The organism is Clostridium estertheticum (assembly GCF_018861295.1).
Taxonomy (GTDB): Bacteria; Bacillota; Clostridia; order Clostridiales; family Clostridiaceae; genus Clostridium_AD; species Clostridium_AD estertheticum_D.
This window is the reverse complement of the sequence record NZ_JAHLDM010000003.1, coordinates 191,570-210,653: the sequence shown is the minus strand read 5'-3', so window position 1 is coordinate 210,653 and position 19,084 is coordinate 191,570. Positions and strand designations below refer to the sequence as shown.

The 19,084-nt window shown below is 30.2% G+C and carries 17 protein-coding genes; 13 read left to right on the top strand and 4 right to left on the bottom strand.

Annotated features, from left to right (window positions below; translation table 11 throughout):
- The first annotated feature begins 422 nt into the window (after positions 1-422).
- The 5 genes from KPL54_RS05065 (at position 423) to sigG (ending at position 5,084) form a co-directional block, all read left to right on the top strand.
- Positions 423-782, top strand: a complete 360-nt coding sequence (locus KPL54_RS05065; RefSeq protein WP_216105422.1) for a hypothetical protein — start codon at positions 423-425, stop codon at positions 780-782.
- On the top strand, positions 782-943 hold the full coding sequence (locus KPL54_RS05060) for a hypothetical protein (protein WP_216105420.1): 162 nt from the start codon (positions 782-784) through the stop codon (positions 941-943). The genes KPL54_RS05065 and KPL54_RS05060 overlap by 1 nt, the downstream gene beginning before the upstream one ends.
- A gap of 254 nt (positions 944-1,197) precedes the next feature.
- Positions 1,198-1,962, top strand: a complete 765-nt coding sequence (locus tag KPL54_RS05055; RefSeq protein ID WP_216105418.1) for an ABC transporter ATP-binding protein — start codon at positions 1,198-1,200, stop codon at positions 1,960-1,962.
- Positions 1,952-3,892, top strand: a complete 1,941-nt coding sequence (locus KPL54_RS05050; protein WP_216105416.1) for an FtsX-like permease family protein — start codon at positions 1,952-1,954, stop codon at positions 3,890-3,892. Before KPL54_RS05055 ends, KPL54_RS05050 begins: the two co-directional genes overlap by 11 nt.
- Before the next feature lie 418 nt (positions 3,893-4,310).
- Positions 4,311-5,084, top strand: a complete 774-nt coding sequence (gene sigG / locus KPL54_RS05045) for an RNA polymerase sporulation sigma factor SigG (RefSeq protein ID WP_071611726.1) — start codon at positions 4,311-4,313, stop codon at positions 5,082-5,084.
- A 177-nt stretch (positions 5,085-5,261) separates the two neighbouring features.
- On the opposite strand, the gene KPL54_RS05040 is transcribed toward sigG, so the two are convergent.
- Positions 5,262-5,477, bottom strand: coding sequence for a DUF6440 family protein (locus tag KPL54_RS05040; protein WP_216105414.1), 216 nt, complete (start codon positions 5,475-5,477; stop codon positions 5,262-5,264).
- A gap of 420 nt (positions 5,478-5,897) precedes the next feature.
- Between KPL54_RS05040 and KPL54_RS05035 the strand changes: the two genes are divergently transcribed.
- Positions 5,898-6,053 carry a CD1375 family protein gene (locus KPL54_RS05035; RefSeq protein ID WP_216105412.1) on the top strand — a complete coding sequence of 52 codons (156 nt, stop codon included), beginning with the start codon at positions 5,898-5,900 and terminating at the stop codon, positions 6,051-6,053.
- A gap of 41 nt (positions 6,054-6,094) precedes the next feature.
- On the opposite strand, the gene KPL54_RS05030 is transcribed toward KPL54_RS05035, so the two are convergent.
- Complete coding sequence (locus KPL54_RS05030) at positions 6,095-8,320, bottom strand: HelD family protein (protein ID WP_216105410.1); 2,226 nt, start codon at positions 8,318-8,320, stop codon at positions 6,095-6,097.
- A gap of 315 nt (positions 8,321-8,635) precedes the next feature.
- Here KPL54_RS05030 and KPL54_RS05025 point away from each other — a divergent pair, with 315 nt between their 5' ends.
- The 4 genes from KPL54_RS05025 to KPL54_RS05010 all read left to right on the top strand — a co-directional run bounded on the left by KPL54_RS05025 (position 8,636) and on the right by KPL54_RS05010 (position 12,192).
- Positions 8,636-9,394 carry a DeoR/GlpR family DNA-binding transcription regulator gene (locus KPL54_RS05025; RefSeq protein ID WP_216105407.1) on the top strand — a complete coding sequence of 253 codons (759 nt, stop codon included), beginning with the start codon at positions 8,636-8,638 and terminating at the stop codon, positions 9,392-9,394.
- A 263-nt stretch (positions 9,395-9,657) separates the two neighbouring features.
- Positions 9,658-10,476 (top strand): rhamnulose-1-phosphate aldolase, encoded by an 819-nt coding sequence (gene rhaD, locus KPL54_RS05020; RefSeq protein WP_216105406.1) that lies wholly within the window; start codon positions 9,658-9,660, stop codon positions 10,474-10,476.
- Between the two features lie 60 nt (positions 10,477-10,536).
- Positions 10,537-11,688 carry a lactaldehyde reductase gene (fucO, locus tag KPL54_RS05015; protein ID WP_216105404.1) on the top strand — a complete coding sequence of 384 codons (1,152 nt, stop codon included), beginning with the start codon at positions 10,537-10,539 and terminating at the stop codon, positions 11,686-11,688.
- Between the two features lie 288 nt (positions 11,689-11,976).
- Entirely contained in the window at positions 11,977-12,192 is a 216-nt protein-coding gene (locus KPL54_RS05010; protein WP_216105401.1) for a CsbD family protein, read from the top strand.
- 134 nt (positions 12,193-12,326) lie between these two features.
- Here the strand turns inward: KPL54_RS05010 and KPL54_RS05005 are convergent, their stop codons facing one another.
- The gene (locus KPL54_RS05005) at positions 12,327-13,718 is read right to left on the bottom strand and encodes a sugar porter family MFS transporter (RefSeq protein ID WP_216105400.1); all 1,392 of its coding nucleotides are present in this window, start codon (positions 13,716-13,718) and stop codon (positions 12,327-12,329) included.
- 195 nt (positions 13,719-13,913) lie between these two features.
- Positions 13,914-14,999: a GntR family transcriptional regulator gene (locus KPL54_RS05000; RefSeq protein ID WP_216105398.1), complete on the bottom strand. Its 1,086-nt coding sequence runs from the start codon at positions 14,997-14,999 to the stop codon at positions 13,914-13,916.
- 168 nt (positions 15,000-15,167) lie between these two features.
- On the opposite strand from KPL54_RS05000, the gene KPL54_RS04995 reads away from it, so the two are divergent.
- Genes KPL54_RS04995 through araA form a run of 3 tightly spaced genes read left to right on the top strand, consistent with a single transcriptional unit; the run spans position 15,168 to position 19,041 of the window.
- Entirely contained in the window at positions 15,168-16,853 is a 1,686-nt protein-coding gene (locus tag KPL54_RS04995) for a ribulokinase (RefSeq protein ID WP_216105396.1), read from the top strand.
- A 3-nt stretch (positions 16,854-16,856) separates the two neighbouring features.
- Positions 16,857-17,558: an L-ribulose-5-phosphate 4-epimerase gene (gene araD, locus KPL54_RS04990; RefSeq protein ID WP_216105394.1), complete on the top strand. Its 702-nt coding sequence runs from the start codon at positions 16,857-16,859 to the stop codon at positions 17,556-17,558.
- 16 nt (positions 17,559-17,574) lie between these two features.
- Positions 17,575-19,041: an L-arabinose isomerase gene (gene araA / locus KPL54_RS04985; protein ID WP_216105385.1), complete on the top strand. Its 1,467-nt coding sequence runs from the start codon at positions 17,575-17,577 to the stop codon at positions 19,039-19,041.
- Positions 19,042-19,084 lie beyond the last annotated feature (43 nt).

Genomic DNA, 19,084 nt, shown 5'->3' with positions numbered 1-19,084 from the left:
AAACGAATAATTACAACTAATGAGCTTTAAGTTAAGATTACAAAATAGGGTTAGCTAGTCTTAGTTATACCAATAGACTTTTTCTATTTATAGATGTAAATAGAGGAGGTCTATTTTAATTTAAAAAAATTAATTTATTTAGAGTACTATTTTCATTCACATTTAGACTTATTATGAATACATTAGTAGTGTAGAATATACATTATTTATATTCTATCCAATCCCATTAATTAAACTTTTAAATTTAGAATGGAGGCAATTCAAAATATTAATCTGATTTAGTAGAACATATATCAACGTATAAGTCTTATGTTGAAAATATATTATAGTGATATATGTAGCTATAAAATTCTTGATGACGAGATCAGTATTAATAGGCAGTGCCTTATTTAAAATTTATATATAAAAAGGAGTTTTATTAAATGGGTAAAATTGAAAATTGTAGTAAGTGTTCATGTGACTTATGTAGTGTTATTAATGCAGATCCAGCAGATATGGAGAAACATGGTGCTAGATTACTAACTGTAAGAATAAGAGTAAACAATGTATGTTTTGATAAAAAAGTAGCCGTTGCAGTTATAATATATGACAATTGCCACAGAATACTTGCATTTAGAGGCTTTATTACAGTGGTATGTAAAGAAAATGAGTGTAGAGATGAATGTGGTACAATTGTACGGAAACTAGTGTTTGTACTTCCAGATGATGATAGTAGTGACCCTGATGAAATTGAAGTTCGTACAGCAGCCAATTATATATATCCATGCGAGTCTAATTGTTAATGGTGGCTCATAGACAAAATATAACTGTTGATCCAATAGTATATGAAGAATTTTGCAAGTATGCAAAAATGAAAGGTATGAAAATTTCTACATGGGTGGCTATGAAAATGAAAGAGGCAGTAGAGGAAGAGAAAGAACTTAAAAGAGAAAATAACTTATAAAAGATCATAATATTAAAAAAACTAACTAAGGACATTCTAAAAGTTACAGACCTTTCTATTTATTGGTGTTTTATACAATAAATAGAGAGGTCTGTTTTTATAAAATGTAGTACATATATTATACTTATTGGTTTTTATTTGATCCAAAAACAAAGAATGAGGGGAAGGCTGTCATTACAATTTAAGTAAATAATGGTATAATTAAATAAAAAATTATAAAAGGTTGAAGCGAGTGATATTAGGGGGAGATAGAAATGTCAGTTTTAAACGCGAATAATGTAGTGAAAATTTACAAAGGATTGGGTAAATCAAATTCTACAAAAGCTCTTAATGGTATTTGTCTTACAATCGAAAATGGTGAATTTGTTGCGATAATGGGACCCTCTGGGAGTGGAAAGACAACGCTTTTAAATATTCTAAGTGGGATAGATAAACTTACAGCTGGTGATATTGAAATCTCAGGGCAAAATATAAATGTAATGACAAAGGACGAATTAGCTCTCTTTAGACGTCGACATTTGGGTTTTGTTTTTCAAGAGTTTAATTTATTGGATAGCCTTACACTAAAAGAAAATGTCATGTTACCGATGATACTAGATGATAAAGAACCAGAAGATATTCAAAGTAAGACAGATGAAGTTATGGCAATGTTTAATATAGAAGACATTATGGAAAAATATCCATATACTGTTTCTGGGGGTCAACAACAAAGAACGGCTATAAGCAGAGCTATAATAAATAATCCAGATATAATATTTGCTGATGAGCCCACTGGAAACTTAGATTCCAAGTCTTCAAAGAATGTAATGAAGTGTTTTGAAAAATTAAATACTATAAATAAAAATACAGTATTAATAGTAACACATGATTCTTTTGCTGCCAGTTTTTGTAACCGTGTGATTTTCATAAAAGATGGTCTTGTTAATATGGAAATTAGGAAAGATGGTACTAGAAAAAAATTTTTCGACAATATACTGGGTTGCCTTGCGCTAATTGGAGGTGCGGAAGATGACCTTTAACCAGATTGCTTTTAAAATTTTCAAAGCTAATTTGAGAAGATATTTGCTGCTTTTTTTATGCAACAGCTTTTCAATTATGGTTTTCTTTACTTATGCCACAATCTATACAAATAAAAAGTTTATGAATCCTTCAAATATTAATTATTCTATTACAAATAATATGGTAGCTCCTGGAGTCATGGTTATGCTTTTTTCAGCATTTTTTATATTTTATGCTCAGAATTCTTTTATCAAATTTAGAAAAAAAGAATTTGGACTTTTTATGGTGTTAGGCATGACAAATAAGAATATACAGAGAATGATGATTATAGAAAATGGTTTAATAGCAATTTTTTCTTTACTAACAGGGTTAGTTTCAGGAACAATATTTTCAAAGTTATTTTATATGCTAATTATCAAAATAATTGATGTTAAAGGAGTACCTTTTTCTATCGCAATTCAAAGTTATATTTACACTGCAATTTTCTTCACAGCTATTTACTTACTGGTAATAATAAAGGGACTTATAGAATCTTTTAGGTATGAAATAATAAATCTTTTAAAATCCACTAGAAAACAAGATAATAACTTTCTAAATAGTCCAATATGGAGTGTAATTGGAATTATCCTAATAGTAATAGCTTGCTTAGATATGATGATTAATAACAGCGTGGAAAATTCATCAGTATCATTACGAAGTTTGGCAGTATGTTTTTTAGGAATTTACCTTTTAATTTCTAATATGGCTTGGCTTTTTTCGAAGGTAACTAATTATTTTCACTATAAGAAGTACAAAAATATTTTATTTATAGCTAATATGAAACACACTTTAGGTCAATCAAAGAAAATCCTCTTTATAATAACTTTGTTTGTTAGCATGACAATATTTATGAGTACTATAGCAGTAATATTAGTAGCGGATTCTAAGAGAATATCCACTGCGTACAATCCATATGACATAGCATATGCAGAGATTTTTGGGAAAAACAAGATCACAGCTCCTCAACTTGATAATATTTTAAAAAATTCTAAGACTAATTTAACTTCTTTAAAATCAATAGATTTTATATCAAAAACATACATAACAATATTATCTGATAAAAATCTAAATGCGAATTTGGGAGCACAGTTAAAAGTTGAAAAAGGATGTTTTATATCACTATTCCAAATAGTAAAAGACGATGGGTATGAACATGACACCACTGCAATTAGTAGTCTTGTTATACCAATAAAGGGTACTAATAATACATATAAACCTGGAGGGGAAATTACGAAGGTACTATTTAACAACATTCCAATATTGAGTAATGGGCATTATGTTATCCTTAATGATAATGACTTCCAAAATATAAGAACTACTTCTAAAAAAGAAGAGGTAGGTAAAATTAAGCTTATCAACTTTAATGATTGGCATAAAACTAAAGAGGTTTTAGATGAGCTAAAAAGCAATTTGGAGACAAGTAATAGAAAAAATAAAACTTATTTTGGAAATATAAATGACGATATTAAATGGTTTAAACCAGCATCAAGAATAGCTGATTATTTGGATGAGAAGCAATCAGGGTCATATTCATTGTTTTTATGTAGTTTTGTCGGAATACTTTTTTTCCTATCGTCAGTGGTAATGTTGCATTTTAAACTTTTGACAGAGTATGATAATGAAAAGATAAAATATAAAAAACTATATAAAATAGGAATTACTGACAACGAGGTAGTTAGACTTATTTCAAAAGAATTAAAAGTATTATTTTTTGTGCCGTATATATTATCAATTTTTGTATCAGCTTTTTATAGCTACAACTTGCCAGTTAAACAAGGAGGTCATATGGTTACTCTAATGTATTCTCTTACAATTAGTCTTATATATTTTTGCTTTCAAATAGTGTTTTATTTAGTTTATAATAAGATGTATGTAAAAAGATTAATTAAGGATTTAGAAAAACAAAAATGAACCTGATTTGCATTCTTTAATTAATAAATGCTCAGAAAAAGAAATTGGTGTTATTGAAGGAGTTGTAAAGCTGATTTTACCCCATCTTGCAAGGTAAGAAATATAATGAATATTTTAATTATGGAATTTTTAAAAATTCTGTGCATATCATATAGTATAGCGTAGGAATAAAGTACGCGATAGTTAATAGCTGTTCTCTTTAAGAGAATGGCTATTTTTTATTATTATTAATAAGGGTTATTAAATATTTCTAAAAACTGCTACATGTACTCAAATTAAAGGCATGAATAGCTGTGAAAAAAAATTTAAAGTGTTTAAGGAAAAATTTTAAAAAATATTGTAGGGTTGTCTTTAGTATAATAAATAAATCTTAAGGACATAATTTAAAAGCAATTACATTGAAGGGAATGATGACCTTATGATATTTAATAAAGTAGAGATATGTGGGGTAAATACTTCAAAATTACCAAAATTAAAAGAAAAAGAAATGAAGGAGTTATTGTACAGGATACAAAATGGCGAGCCTGAGTGTAGAGATGTATTTATTGAAGGAAATTTAAGATTGGTTTTAAGTGTAATAAAGCGTTTTAATAATCGAGGAGAAAATGTAGATGATCTATTTCAAGTTGGATGTATTGGTTTAATGAAATCTATTGATAATTTTAATTTAAGTCTAAATGTTAGGTTTTCAACGTATGCGGTTCCCATGATTATAGGGGAAATAAGAAGATACTTAAGAGATAATAACTCTATAAGAGTTAGTAGGTCACTTCGGGATATTGCATACAGAGCATTACAAGTTAGGGACAGATTAGTAAATGAGAACAATAAAGAGCCTACTGTAGAACAAATTGCAAAGGAGTTAGAATTACCAAGGGAGGATGTGGTATTTGCTTTAGATGCTATACAAGACCCTGTATCTTTGTTTCAACCAATATACCATGATGGTGGAGATGAAATTTATGTAATGGATCAAATAAAAGACACTAAAAACTTAGATGATAGTTGGCTTGAAAACATATCAATTAAGGATGGAATGAATAAATTAAAAGATAGAGAAAAATTAATATTAAATTTAAGATTTTTTGATGGGAAAACTCAAATGGAAGTAGCTGATGAAATAGGTATTTCTCAAGCACAAGTGTCAAGACTAGAAAAGACTGCACTAAAACATATGAAAAAGTATGTATAGGGTCCTCTAGTAGGATCATTTTATACTTGTGGTTTAGAAATGTTAAAAGGTATTTAATTAAATTAGCACTTACAGGGAAACACGATTTAACTGTGTTTTTCTATAGGTGCTTTTTATATTATTTCTATTAAAAATTTCACTATGTTATGGTTAGCAGAAATTTAATTTTGTGGTATATTATAATTTTATTTGTGATAACATAGAATTCCCGTCCTTATCTAACAATACAGTAATGCCTCCATTATAACCTTCTATATTTATAAAGTAATTTGTTATTAAACCTGTATTTACAATTGCTTTGCAACGTACGGCTATTTCATATTCATGGTCATACATTGTTTTAGGCATTTTATTTTGACTCTCATTATTATTATTATTATTATTATTAAACATTTTGCCCTCCTATATTTTAATGACTTATATTATACAGTTATTGCCAAATACATCATTAGTCATTCATAAATCTTTATTTAGCTACGTTTTATTTATTCAATTTGAGGAATATTTAATAGAATACAGATATCTTTGTTTTAACTATTAATATTAATATATGCATTAATCATATATTGGTGTTTTTTTACAAGTTCCTTAAAGAAAAAAATAATTCTAAAAAATGTATAAATTAATGGATTTTGTAAATAATATTATATAGGACATCGTATATAGTTATATGAATAATATACTAGTGAAAACGTTTTTGAAAATACTTTTAAATATTTATCTAATTAATAAAAAATCAAGTGAAGACAATATAACTTTAATAGATGTTTTATATACAATGGCCAAAGTCTTAATAGTGAAAGGAGGGAAAAAATGGTTGACATGTATTACAGGCTTGTGAAAGCAGGCTTAAGAACAATTCAGAAAGTACCGGATCAGTTTAGAGATGATGTGATGACAAATTTGACGACATTAACATCAAACAAAAATGACAAGGCGATACCAACGAGAAATATAAATAGTAAATAGATAAAGACTTTAAATAGCCTTTATCTATTTTTTATTATAATTTAAAAAAAATCACTTTTTTCTCCAGTATAATAAATAACAAGTTGATGTAGTGATCTTGTGCAAGCAACATATAAAAGATTCCTATCGAATTCACTATTATAATTGTTTTTTGATACATTGAAAACTAGTACTACATCAAATTCTAGACCTTTTGATATATAGGACGGAATAACTACGGTGCCCTTTATAATTTCAGTGTCATCTATGTTTAATAATTTAAGGTTATCTAAACTAATTAATTCTTTTTCAATTATTAGTGCTTCTTGCTGCGTTTTACAAATAACTGCAATAGACTCATAACCAAGACTTTCGTATTTGTGAATATCTAGTATGATAGCTTCAAAAATAGACTTCTCATTATCTTTGAATAGAATTATTGGTTCGTCTTCATGCCTATCAAAGGAAATAAACTCTTCTTTGCTATTTAATATTTTTTGAGTAAATGAATTAATTTCAATTGAGGATCTAAAGCTTTTATTCATGGAAAGCTTTAAACTTTTTTTCTTATTAAGAATCTTTTTTAGATCATCATAAATAAATTTATCACCGTGCTTTTCAAGAGTTTGATTAAAGTCACCTAATATTGTAAATTTAGCTCTAGCAAATAGAAGATTAAAAACTTCATATTGAAGGGGATAATAATCTTGAGCCTCATCAATGACAACCTGCTGTATATCTGAAAATTCCCGATTACCATTAAGCTTAAGTTTAATATATATAAGGGGTGCACAATCCTCATAATTAATATGGCCTTTATGGAGACTTTCAGCGGTTTTTAATATCATTTGTTTAATATATTTTGGTAGTTCTAAGCCTTTGGAAAGTTTTAAAAAAAGTCCAGCTTTATTGAAAAGTAATTTATACAAATTTGCATAATCAACCTGCGTATACTTGTGAATATGACTCATTAATACTTTAGCTTCTTTAATTGCAATTAATCTGCTAAAAGATTTTATCTCTAGCTGGTGGTTAGTACCATTTAAAACAATCTTCTGAATCTTTTGAAGCCTTGCTTTTCTTAAAGGGTGAATTTTATTAAGCATCATACTTTCAATTCTTTTAAGTCTTTTTGATATTGGCATATCCATTTTACCGTTTAGGAAAAGATTATTTAGCTGCTGCTTTGTTTCAATAATTTTACCATCATAATATAAGTCTTCAAAATTAGTCAAATTATGTTCATAATAATCGATTAGTCTATCTAAAATTATAACAAAAGTTTTTGAGCCTTTAAATTTAGTGTTCTCCATTTTTATATTTATAGATTGATTATTATTAATAATCAAAGATTCAAGTTGCTCTTTCCTACTTTCAAATATAAATCTATTATCTAAGAAATCAATTATAATATTGTCAAAAGTAGTTTCTTCTACGTTATCCTCGCCGAGTTCTGGTAAAACCCCAGAAATATATTTACTAAATACGGAACTTGGAGAAATTATAATAATATTATTGGAATGTATTTTTGATCCCATACCAACATAAAGCAAATATGCAATTCTATGTAGTGCTATAGAAGTTTTACCACTTCCGGCAACACCTTGCACAATTAAAAGTTCGTTTTCAGTATCCCGAATAATTATATCCTGTTGCTTTTGGATGGTTTCAACTATATTTTTCATTGTTGATGAAGAATTATGGCTCAAAACTTCTTGCAGAATTTCATCATTAATTGTTACACTACTATCAAAAAAATATTGAAGTTTGGAGTTCTTAATTTTATATTGTCTCTTCATAATAATATCACCTGAAATCACTGAGAAAGGCGCATTATATGAGCCTTTGCCTATTTCAAATTGATAAAACATACTTGAAATAGGTGAGCGCCAATCATATATTAAAATTGAACTGGTATCTTTATCTATTAAATTATAAAGACCAATATAAATTTTATCTGTATCTTCATAACCATCTTCTTTAAAATCAAATCTTCCAAAATACGGTGAGTTTAGAATCTGTGTATATTTTTTTATACGTTTAAGTGTTTTTTCGTAGCTATAATTTTGACTATCAACCTCTGAAAGATGTTGAAGCATCTCTGGAATTTTATCAAAATCATTTGAAGAATGAGCAGATTCTTGCCACATATCTTTTCTTGAAGTAATAAGGTCTCTTTTTTTAAAGTTTATATCATATTCATCTTTCGTAAGTTCTTTTTTTAGAAAGTTAAGTGTATTATCAAGATATAGTGTTTCCTCTTTATTAATTAGTTTATAATTACTCATTTTGTCACGCTCCTATTTATTTTTACAAAAACCATTGACATTTACATTCGTTGTGTGATATACTAAAAGTGAGTTATAAGGTATAATAATTATACTTGTATTCACATTTAATTATATACAAAAATCATATTTAAGTAAAGCTTATATGTGGTTTTATTTTTATGTCGAGGTAAAGAAGATAAGGTATGTAAATACCTTTTTTATTATAAAATACAAAATTATATAGTAAAAACACATTATATATAAAGATGTAGAGGGCAATTAGATGCCTTCTTTTTTATTTGTGTGGCAAAATTCAAACAAGGAGGAATATGAATGTTACCAATAGAAAGATTAGAAATTATAAAGCAGACAGCCTTAAGCGAAAAAAAACTATATGTTTCAAAGTTAAGCGAAAAATTTGATGTAACGGAAGAAACAATAAGGCGAGATTTAGAAAAACTAGAACAACAAGGTTTAGTTACTAGAAGTTATGGTGGGGCAATATTGAATGCTCAAATAACAAATGAGGATATACCTTTTTATAAAAGGTCAAAGATTGATATGGAAGAAAAAATATACATAGCATCAAAAGCAATAGAATTTATTAAAGAAGATAGTACGATAATGGCAGATTGTAGTTCAACTGTACTTGAGGTCTTGAAGCTAATTAGAGATAGAAGTGACGTAACAGTTATAACAAATTCAGTTGAGGTTCTTAGTGAACTTAATCAATCGGAACTAAATATTATATCAACGGGTGGCTCAATAAAGCAAAGATCTTTATCACTTCAAGGACCTATAACGCATTGTACTATTAGAAAATATAGTGTAGATTTAGCCTTTGTGAGCTGCAAAGGAATGGATATTAAAAAAGGAATATTAGACTCAAATGAAGAAGAGGCAGAAATTAAAAATGCTATGATAAAGCAAGCTAGTAAGGTGATTTTATTAATTGATCATAGCAAATATGATAAAACATCTTTCGTAAAGCTTTTTGATTATGAAAATATAGATTACATCATTACAGATAAGGAACCAAGAGAAGAATGGTTAAAATTATTACATTCTAATAACATTGAAATTATATATTAGTAAAAAAACTATACAATATGAAGTTAAGTTAAAGAGCTACCAAAAATCATTTTTGCTAGTTCTTTAATTTTTTGCTTTAGATAATAAGAGAAACAAATAAAAACAAGAAAAACAAAACAAAAACAACAGAAAACGATTGTATTTATAAAAAAAATGAAGTATACTTTAAGAAGTTAGATGTTACAAAATGTACTACATAAAATAAAACGTGATAGAATATTAAAATTAAAAATATAATTATAAAATGAAAGTGGGAGATTAAAATGAATATAGAAAACATGAAATTCATACAAAACTTTAAAAAAATTGCAAATGATGCATGGCTTAAGGGTTGGCATGAAAGAAACGGTGGAAACATAACTTACAGATTAACACAAGAGGAAGTATCGGCAGTTAAGGGCATTATTAATGAAGATTCAGCATATACTCCAATTGGAGTAACTGTTGAAAACTTAGCTAATGAGTATTTTCTAGTAACAGGAAGTGGAAAATTCATAAGAAATATGACCGTATGTTTAGAAGAAAATGCAGGACTCATAAAGGTTGATGAAAAAGGCGAAAACTACAAAATAGTTTGGGGATTAATAAATGGAGCAAGACCAACAAGTGAAGTAACATCACATTTAATGAGTCATTCAATAAAGAAAGAAAAAACAAAGGGAACATACAGAGTTATAATGCATTCACATACTACAAACGCTATAGCTTTAACATTTGTATTACCACTAGATGGCAAGGTATTTACGAGAGAATTGTGGGAAATGGCAACAGAATGTCCAGTAGTATTCCCAGGCGGAATAGGCATAGTACCTTGGATGGTTCCAGGTGGAGCTCCGATTGCAGAAGAAACTGGTAAATTAATGAAAAAACATGATGTTGTAATTTGGGCACATCACGGAATGTTCTGCGCTGGTGAAACTCTAGATTTAACTTTTGGACTTATGGATACAGTAGAGAAATCAGCTGAAATCTTAGTTAAAGTATTATCGATGGGTGGAAAGAAGCAAACAATAACATCTCAAAACTTTAGAGACTTAGCAAAAGATTTTAATGTTAATATTTCAGAAGAATATTTGGTTTAACAACATTTTAGAAGGATAGTAATTTATTACAAAATATATTCTAAAAGGAGATTGATTATTATGGCAAATAGAATGGTTTTAAATGAGACAAGTTACATAGGCGCAGGAGCAATAACGAATATTGCGCAAGAGGTTAAAACTAGAGGTTTTAAAAAAGCATTAGTAGTAACTGATAAAGATTTAATAAAATTTAATGTAGCGTGCAAGGTAACAGATTTACTTAAAGAAAGTGCTTTAGAATTTGAAATCTTTGATGGTGTAAAAGCTAATCCTACTATAAGTGTAGTAAAAAGCGGTATAGCAATGTTTAAGGAATCTGGTGCAGATTACCTAGTAGCTATTGGTGGAGGTTCATCTATTGATACTGCAAAAGCTATAGGTATTATTATAAGTAACCCTGAATTTTCAGATGTAAGAAGTCTTGAAGGTGCAGCTATCACTAAAAATAAAGCAGTACCTATTATTGCAATCCCAACAACAGCTGGAACAGCAGCAGAAGTTACTATTAATTATGTAATAACTGATGAAGAAAGAAAACGTAAATTTGTATGTGTAGATCCACATGATATTCCAGTTATTGCAGTTGTTGATTCGGAAATGATGTCATCAATGCCAAAGGGACTAACAGCAGCTACTGGTATGGATGCTTTAACTCATGCAATTGAGGGATATATTACAAAAGGCGCTTGGGAATTAACAGATACTTTCCATTTAAAAGCTATTGAAATAATTTCACGCTCACTTAGAAGTGCAGTAGCAAATGAACCAAAGGGGAGAGAAGATATGGCCCTTGGACAATACGTTGCAGGTATGGGATTTAGTAATGTAGGACTTGGCCTTGTTCATGGAATGGCACATCCACTTGGAGCTTTTTATGATACACCACACGGAATTGCTAATGCAGTAATATTGCCTTACGTTATGGAATATAATGCAGGTTCGACTGGCGAAAAATATAGAGAAGTAGCCCGTGCAATGCGAGTTCCAAATGTAGATAACATGTCTAAGGAAGAATATAGAAAGGCAGCTATTGATGCTGTTAAAAAACTTTCAGGGGATGTTGGAATTCCAAAGACATTAAAAGAAATTGGAGTTAAGAAGGAAGATCTAGAAGCACTTGCGCAGTCAGCTATGGCAGATGCATGTACTCCAGGTAATCCAAGAGATACAAGCGTTAAAGAAATATTTGAAGTTTATAAATCAATTTTTTAATAAACAATGTATATTAAAAGTAACAGGCTATGGAAATTCTGAAAAGCTGCTTAGATGTTTCATAATAGTTATATAGAAAAAAACGGATTACCTTAAGGTAGTCCGTTTTTTCTATATGTTGAAAGTGAAATTAAAAGTGGGTTAATGCTTATATTTTAACATACAAAATATTGCAGATCCGAAGGAGAGGATTTAATTGGATAAAAAGATTGAAATGTTGGAATAGTAATGGTATTGTAATCACATGAATGAATAAGGAAGTTTAATAAATTAAAATGGAGGTGTCAAATGACAGATTTAAAAAACAAATTTGATAGTGCAAAGGATAAGATCATGGGAAAAACTAAGGAGAATGTTGGAAAGGCAACTGGTAGTGAAGAGGCAGAACTTAAGGGGAGGGCTCAGTCACAAACAGGGGAGCTTAAGGAAAAGTTTGGTGAATTTAAAGAGAAGGTAGCAAAAAAAATTAATGATACATTAGATAAGAATGAAGAAAAGAAATAGATGTTTTTAGAAAAATTTGTTTTGGATAAAGAAACTTAAGGATCAAAAAACTTCGGAGAAATACAGCCGAAGTTTTTTGATCTTTTGGATATATTGGTTTGTAAATCTATTTTGTAATTTTAAATCAAATAAATTTAAGCAATATTTTTTTTCTTGTTTTTAGGAATCCAGAACTTTTCGATCTCTTCTAATGATTTATTTTTAGTTTCTGGAACCGACGTTGTAACGAATATAAAGCAAATAACATTTAATCCGCAGAATATCCAAAAGGTAAATGCACCGCCAACACTACTAAGAAGCATTGGAGTAAATTGACCAATTGCCCAGTTAGCTCCCCATAGAAACATAGTTGCAATGCCTGTTGCTCTTGCTCTTAAATAATTGGGGAATATTTCAGGAATCATAATCCAAGGAATTGGACCCATTGAAATACAAAATGATGCTACAAAACCAAGAATCAAGAACAAAATAACCATTCCATTTGCATAATGTGTATAAAATGCTAAACCAATGAATAACATAAAGAAAGCCATTAATGCAGAACCTATAGACATTAACTTTTTACGTCCAACTTTATCTATTAAGAACATGGCAAGTATTGTAGCTAAAACGTCTACAACGCCTACCACGCTTGTAGCAAGAAAACTTGAATTAGTTTTAAAACCTACCATTTCAAAAATTTTAGGACCATAATATGTAATTGAGTTCATGCCAACTGCTTGATTAAAGATGGCAAGGAAAATTCCGATTACTAAAGCTTTACGAAGCCCTGGTTTAAAAAGCTGTTTAAGAGATGAATCTTTTTCAACTATTAATGAATTAGAAATAGAATCAAACTCTTGTTTTCCGATTACAGGGCCATTAATTTTATTAAGTACAGCAACAGCTTGATCTAATTTTCCGGCTTTTACTAAATAACGTGGACTTTCTGGAACGAAAAATAATGTTAATAAGAATACAAAAGATGGGAATATACCACAAGCAAGCATCCAACGCCATCCAGTTGTTGTAAGCCAAGCATCACTACCCATATTTACAATCCATAGGTTTATGAAGTATGTAAGACACATTCCTGATATAGTGAATAATTGATAGAGTGCAGAAAGTCTACCACGAATTGCAGGTGGTGCACATTCTGTAATATAAGTTACAGATAAGGCTGAAGCCATACCGATACCTAGACCTCCAATTATTCGAGCAATAATTAAAGTTTCTACTGAATGTGATAGAGCAGATGCTAGGGCTGATACTCCAAATAAAGCAGCAGCAAACATTAATACTTTTTTTCTACCGATGAAATCACCTAAAAATCCAGAGATACCAACACCGGCAACACCACCAATCATAATACTTGAAATTACTAGACCTTCCATCATTGGTGTTAAATTATATAACTTTTGAAGCGAACCAATGGCTCCGGATATAACGGCTGTGTCATATCCATATAGTAGACCTCCTAATCCGGCAGCGCATGATATTAGTATAATAAACATTAAAGAACGTTTACTTTTAGGTTTCTCTGACATTTTAAATCCTCCTCATATGTTATATTTATTATTTTTATTACTTTTATTATTAGTTTTGCAAGCGATTACAAGCTTATAATAATATATATACGTACAAATGTCAATAAAAATGTAACGGTTGTAGGTACAAATAAAAAACAAATAAACCATAAACCGCTATAATATCGTAAAATAGCTTATGGTTTATGGTTTATTTTAAAGTGACCTTGTTGAATTACGAATAACAAGACTAGGTTCATATAATATAGAATCACTGTTATCAAATTCATTATTATTATTAACTAATTTTATTATTAAATTAGCAGCGTCCTTGCCCATTTGTTCTTTTGGGTGTGTAATGGAAGTTAGTTTTGGAACCATAATTCTTGATAACATAGAGTCATCAAAGCCGATAATTGAAAGGCCTTCTGGAATTTTTATTTTCAATTTATTTGCAATGCTTGACACCATATATGCAATTTCATCATTATAACAAAATATACCTGTAGGACGATTGCCAGATTTGAGTACACTCTCTATTCTTTGGGGAAGTACTGTTTCCACTTCTTCTGAAAGGTAAGTTAAGATTTGATTTGGCGACGATGCAATCTCATTCTTTTGACATTCTGTAATAAATCCATTCATTCTATGGATACCTTGGGAATCATCAACTTTAAATATACCCGTTATATTAGTGTGACCTAAAGAAAGCAAGTGTTTAGTGGCAATTTTACCACCCTTAAAATCATTAACACGTAGGCTTGGGACCTTGATTTCATAATAGGAAGCATTAATCATAATAATAGGAATATTTTTAGCTAATATATTATTTAAATATTCTAGATTGTGAATTTGATACGCACTTTTCGTTGGTTCTAAGATAAGGCCATCTATTTCATGTGCTAGCAAATTTTTCAAATTACTATTCTCAAGCATTATGTTATTACTAGTAGATGATAATAAAAGTGAATAAGATTCAGCATAGAGAGTACTTTCAATCCCCCGAATTATATCTGGAAATATATAATTTGATATATGAGTTGTAAGAACACCTATATTTTTATTCTTTTTTAAGTGAATACTATTTTGTTTCCAATCAGATAGATATATTCCGCTTCCTTGTATTCGGTATACATACTGCGCAGCATTTAAATCACTGATAGCTCTCCTTATGGTATGCCTGCTTACATTAAAGAGAGACATTAGTTCTGATTCAGTTGGGAGCTTATCGTTTGGCTTGTATTTTTCAGTAATTGCCCAATTAATAATTTTATCTATTACTTCTTCGTATTTGTGCTTCATATGTATCTCCTATAATAATTTATTTCATAAAATATTATAGCAGAAGATAGGGGCATTCACAATGATATTTAAAATTAGTACGTATAAATGATAAATATATCTTGACAATTATACGAATAAATATTATAGTTTGTATTGAAAGCGATTACTAAGAAGGGGGTCAATAAAATGACAACAAAATATACAGTTGGAGTTGACTACGGAACTTTGTCTTCAAGGGCAGTGGTTGTAAACTTAGATAATGGAAAAGTTGTATCATCTGCAGTAAAAAATTACCCAAGTGCGGTAATTGATGAAACCTTACCGGGAACTACGATTAAATTAGGTAATAATTGGGCACTTCAAGATCCAAATGATTATTATGAGTGTTTTATAGCAACAGTTAAAGAGGCCGTTAACGAGGCAACGAAAACAATTTCAAAGGATGATATTATAGGGGTAGCTATTGATTTTACAGCGTGTACTGTACTTCCTGTAAAGAACGATGGTACTCCTTTGATGAATATAAAAGAATGGCATGATAACCCACATGCATGGGTTAAACTTTGGAAACATCATGCTGCGCAAGATCAAGCAGATAGATTAAATGCTATTGCTAAAAAACGTGGTGAACCATGGCTTAAGTATTATGGTGGTAAAATCTCATCAGAATGGTTATTTCCAAAATTAATGCAAATTGTTGAAGAAGCACCTGATGTATATGCAGCTATGGATGATTTTATAGAAGCAACAGACTGGTTGACATGGCAGTTAACTGGTAAAAAAATAAAAAATTCAACTACTGCAGGGTATAAAGCAATATGGAATGCTGAAACAGGATTCCCAAGTAATGAATTTTTTAAGGAACTAAATCCATTAATGGAAAATGTAATTGAAGATAAAATTGGTACTAAGTTTTATCCTGTAGGAACTAGAGCAGGTGGGCTTCTTGAAAAAGTAGCTAAGGCTACTGGCTTAAATGTAGGCATTGCTGTAGGAGTTGGAAATGTTGATGCTCATGTTTCAGTTGCACCAACTGGAGTTGTAAGACCGAGAACAATGCTTAATATTATGGGTACATCCACTTGTGATATCACACTTGGGGAAAAAGAAATACCAGTACCTGGTATGTGTGGTGTAGTTAAGGATGGTGCTGTGCCAGGATTTTATGCTTACGAATCTGGTCAAAATGCCGTTGGAGATATTTTTGGATGGTTTGTTAATAACCAGGTTCCAGAAAGATATTTCAAAGAGGCAGAGAAAAAGGGTTTAAATATTCACCAGTTACTTGAAGCAAAGGCTAAAAAGTTAAAAATTGGTGAGAGTGGATTAATAGCATTAGATTGGTGGAATGGGAATCGTTCTATTCTAGTAGATACAGATTTAACTGGTCTAGTACTCGGAATGAACATGGATACAAAACCAGAAGAAATATATCGAGCTTTAATAGAAGCAACAGCATTTGGTAAACGTTTGGTTATAGATACTTTTGAAGAAAATGGTGTGCCAATTGATACTTTAACGGTTTGTGGTGGGTTACCTCACAGAAATCAAATGTTAAATCAAATTTATGCTGATGTTACTAATAAAGAAATGTTTATATCAGAGCATCATCAAGCACCTGCAATTGGAGCTGCAATGTTTGCCGCTGTTGCCGCAGGCAAAGAAGCTTTTGGTTACGATACTATACAAGAGGCATCAAAGCAGATGGCAAGACTTAAAGAAAATTCAATAAAACCAATTCCAGAAAATGTTAAACGTTACGAAGCAATTTATAAAGAGTATGTAAAACTACATGATTACTTTGGTCGTGGCGCAAATGATGTAATGAAACACTTGAAGAAGATTAAGGAATCCGTATCGAAGGAGGGTTAATTTATGTTAGAGGATTTAAAACAAAAGGTATTTGAAGCAAATTTATTGTTACCTTTATATAATTTAGTAACTTTCACTTGGGGTAATGTTTCTGGAATCGATCGTTCAAGGGGTTTAATTGTTATAAAACCTAGTGGCGTTGAATACGATCAAATGAGCGTAAGTGATATGGTTGTTGTTGATATGGATGGAAATATAGTTGAAGGTAAATTAAATCCTTCAAGTGATACACCAACTCATTTAGCTTTATACAAAGCTTTTCCAAATATTATGGGCGTAGTTCATACACATTCTCCTTGGGCAGTTTCTTTTGCCCAAGCAGGTGTTTCTATTCCGGCTGCTGGAACAACACATGGTGATTATTTTTATGGGGATATACCTGTAACTAGGGCGATGACTGAAGATGAAATAATTAAAGACTATGAAAAACAAACTGGAAATGTTGTAGTTGAAACTTTTGATAAAAATAATATTAATCCAGACCAAGTACCGGGAGTACTTGTTAATGATCATGGTCCATTTACTTGGGGTACGGATCCTAGTAATGCAGTTCATAACTCTGTAGTACTAGAGGAAGTTGCAAAGATGGCATATCATTCGCTTCAATTAAATCCACATAATATTAAAATGGATCAAGTTTTGTTAGATAAACATTTTAATCGTAAACATGGAAAAAATGCATATTATGGTCAAAACAAAAAATAAAAGGAGGAAGTAGATTATGTTAGATAATAAAAAGATGGAATTTTGGTTTATAGTAGGTAGTCAAAACTTATATGGTCAAGAAGCGTTAGATGAAGTTAAACAGGATTCGCAAATTATTGCAGATGGTTTAAATAAAAGTGGAAAATTACCTTACACTATAGTATTTAAATCACTAGCAACATCTGCAGATGAAATTACTAGTTTAATGAAAGAAGTAAACTATAATGATAAGGTAGCTGGTGTAATTACTTGGATGCACACCTTTTCACCTGCTAAAATGTGGATAGCTGGTACAAAATTATTACAAAAACCTTTACTACATTTGGCAACACAATTTAGTGAACATATTCCATGGAAAACAATTGATATGGATTATATGAATCTACATCAAAGTGCTCATGGAGATCGTGAATATGGGTTTATTAATGCAAGACTAAAAAAACATAATAAAGTAATTTTCGGATATTGGAAAACAGATGAGATTAGAAAAGAAATTGCTGATTGGATGAATGTAGCAGTAGGGTTTATTATAAGTCAGGAGATAAAAGTGGCTCGTTTTGGTGATAACATGCGTAATGTTGCTGTTACTGAAGGAGATAAAATAGAAGCTCAAATTCAATTTGGCTGGACAGTTGATTACTTTGCTATTGGTGATTTAACTACCGAGATTAGTAAAGTTTCAGAAAAAGAAGTTGATAACACATATGAAGGATTTAAGAAAATATACATTATGGATGCTGGAGAAAATGATCCTAAATTTTATGAGAAACAAGTAAAAGAACAAATAAGAATTGAAATTGGATTAAGAACATTCCTAGAAGCAGGAAATTACACAGCATTTACAACGAATTTTGAAGATCTATATGGTATGAAACAACTACCTGGACTTGCTGTTCAAAGGTTGAATGCGCAGGGTTACGGATTTGCTGGAGAAGGAGATTGGAAAACTGCAGCAATGTCTAGATTATTTAAGGTTATGACAAACAATGAGCAAACAGGATTTATGGAAGATTATATGTACGAATTCAGTAAGGGTAGTGAAAGAATTTTAGGTGCACATATGCTTGAAGTAGATCCAACATTTGCTTCAGATAAGCCTAGCGTAGTTGTTAAACCACTTGGAATTGGTGATAAAGAAGATCCAGCTCGTTTAATATTTAATGGCTCAGTTGGAGCTGGAGTTGCAGTATCTATGCTTGATTTAGGTACGCATTATCGTTTAATTATTAACGAAATAACAGCAGTTAAACCTACTGAAGATATGCCAAACTTACCAGTAGCTAAGATGGTATGGAAGCCAGAACCAAACTTTAGTGATGGTGTAAAAGCATGGATATATTCTGGTGGTGGACATCATACAGTTGTTACATTAAAGTTAACAGTTGATCAAGTTTATGATTGGAGCCGTATGGTTGGGCTCGAAACTGTTATAATAGATCATGATACAAAATTAAGAGATATTATGAAAGATACAACAAGATAGAATAAATAACTAGAGAAAAATAATATAAAAGGTTGGCGGTTTT

Excerpts from the sequence above, each read along its gene's own strand:
- KPL54_RS05035 (WP_216105412.1), top strand. The coding sequence starts at position 5,898 with ATGGTTGACATGTATTACAGGCTTGTGAAAGCAGGCTTAAGAACAATT.
- KPL54_RS05060 (WP_216105420.1), top strand. The coding sequence starts at position 782 with ATGGTGGCTCATAGACAAAATATAACTGTTGATCCAATAGTATATGAA.
- rhaD (WP_216105406.1), top strand. The coding sequence starts at position 9,658 with ATGAATATAGAAAACATGAAATTCATACAAAACTTTAAAAAAATTGCA.
- KPL54_RS05005 (WP_216105400.1), bottom strand. The coding sequence starts at position 13,718 with ATGTCAGAGAAACCTAAAAGTAAACGTTCTTTAATGTTTATTATACTA.
- KPL54_RS05050 (WP_216105416.1), top strand. The coding sequence starts at position 1,952 with ATGACCTTTAACCAGATTGCTTTTAAAATTTTCAAAGCTAATTTGAGA.
- KPL54_RS05025 (WP_216105407.1), top strand. The coding sequence starts at position 8,636 with ATGTTACCAATAGAAAGATTAGAAATTATAAAGCAGACAGCCTTAAGC.
- KPL54_RS05000 (WP_216105398.1), bottom strand. The coding sequence starts at position 14,999 with ATGAAGCACAAATACGAAGAAGTAATAGATAAAATTATTAATTGGGCA.
- KPL54_RS04995 (WP_216105396.1), top strand. The coding sequence starts at position 15,168 with ATGACAACAAAATATACAGTTGGAGTTGACTACGGAACTTTGTCTTCA.
- KPL54_RS05030 (WP_216105410.1), bottom strand. The coding sequence starts at position 8,320 with ATGAGTAATTATAAACTAATTAATAAAGAGGAAACACTATATCTTGAT.
- araA (WP_216105385.1), top strand. The coding sequence starts at position 17,575 with ATGTTAGATAATAAAAAGATGGAATTTTGGTTTATAGTAGGTAGTCAA.
- KPL54_RS05055 (WP_216105418.1), top strand. The coding sequence starts at position 1,198 with ATGTCAGTTTTAAACGCGAATAATGTAGTGAAAATTTACAAAGGATTG.
- KPL54_RS05040 (WP_216105414.1), bottom strand. The coding sequence starts at position 5,477 with ATGTTTAATAATAATAATAATAATAATAATGAGAGTCAAAATAAAATG.
- fucO (WP_216105404.1), top strand. The coding sequence starts at position 10,537 with ATGGCAAATAGAATGGTTTTAAATGAGACAAGTTACATAGGCGCAGGA.
- KPL54_RS05010 (WP_216105401.1), top strand. The coding sequence starts at position 11,977 with ATGACAGATTTAAAAAACAAATTTGATAGTGCAAAGGATAAGATCATG.
- KPL54_RS05065 (WP_216105422.1), top strand. The coding sequence starts at position 423 with ATGGGTAAAATTGAAAATTGTAGTAAGTGTTCATGTGACTTATGTAGT.
- sigG (WP_071611726.1), top strand. The coding sequence starts at position 4,311 with ATGATATTTAATAAAGTAGAGATATGTGGGGTAAATACTTCAAAATTA.
- araD (WP_216105394.1), top strand. The coding sequence starts at position 16,857 with ATGTTAGAGGATTTAAAACAAAAGGTATTTGAAGCAAATTTATTGTTA.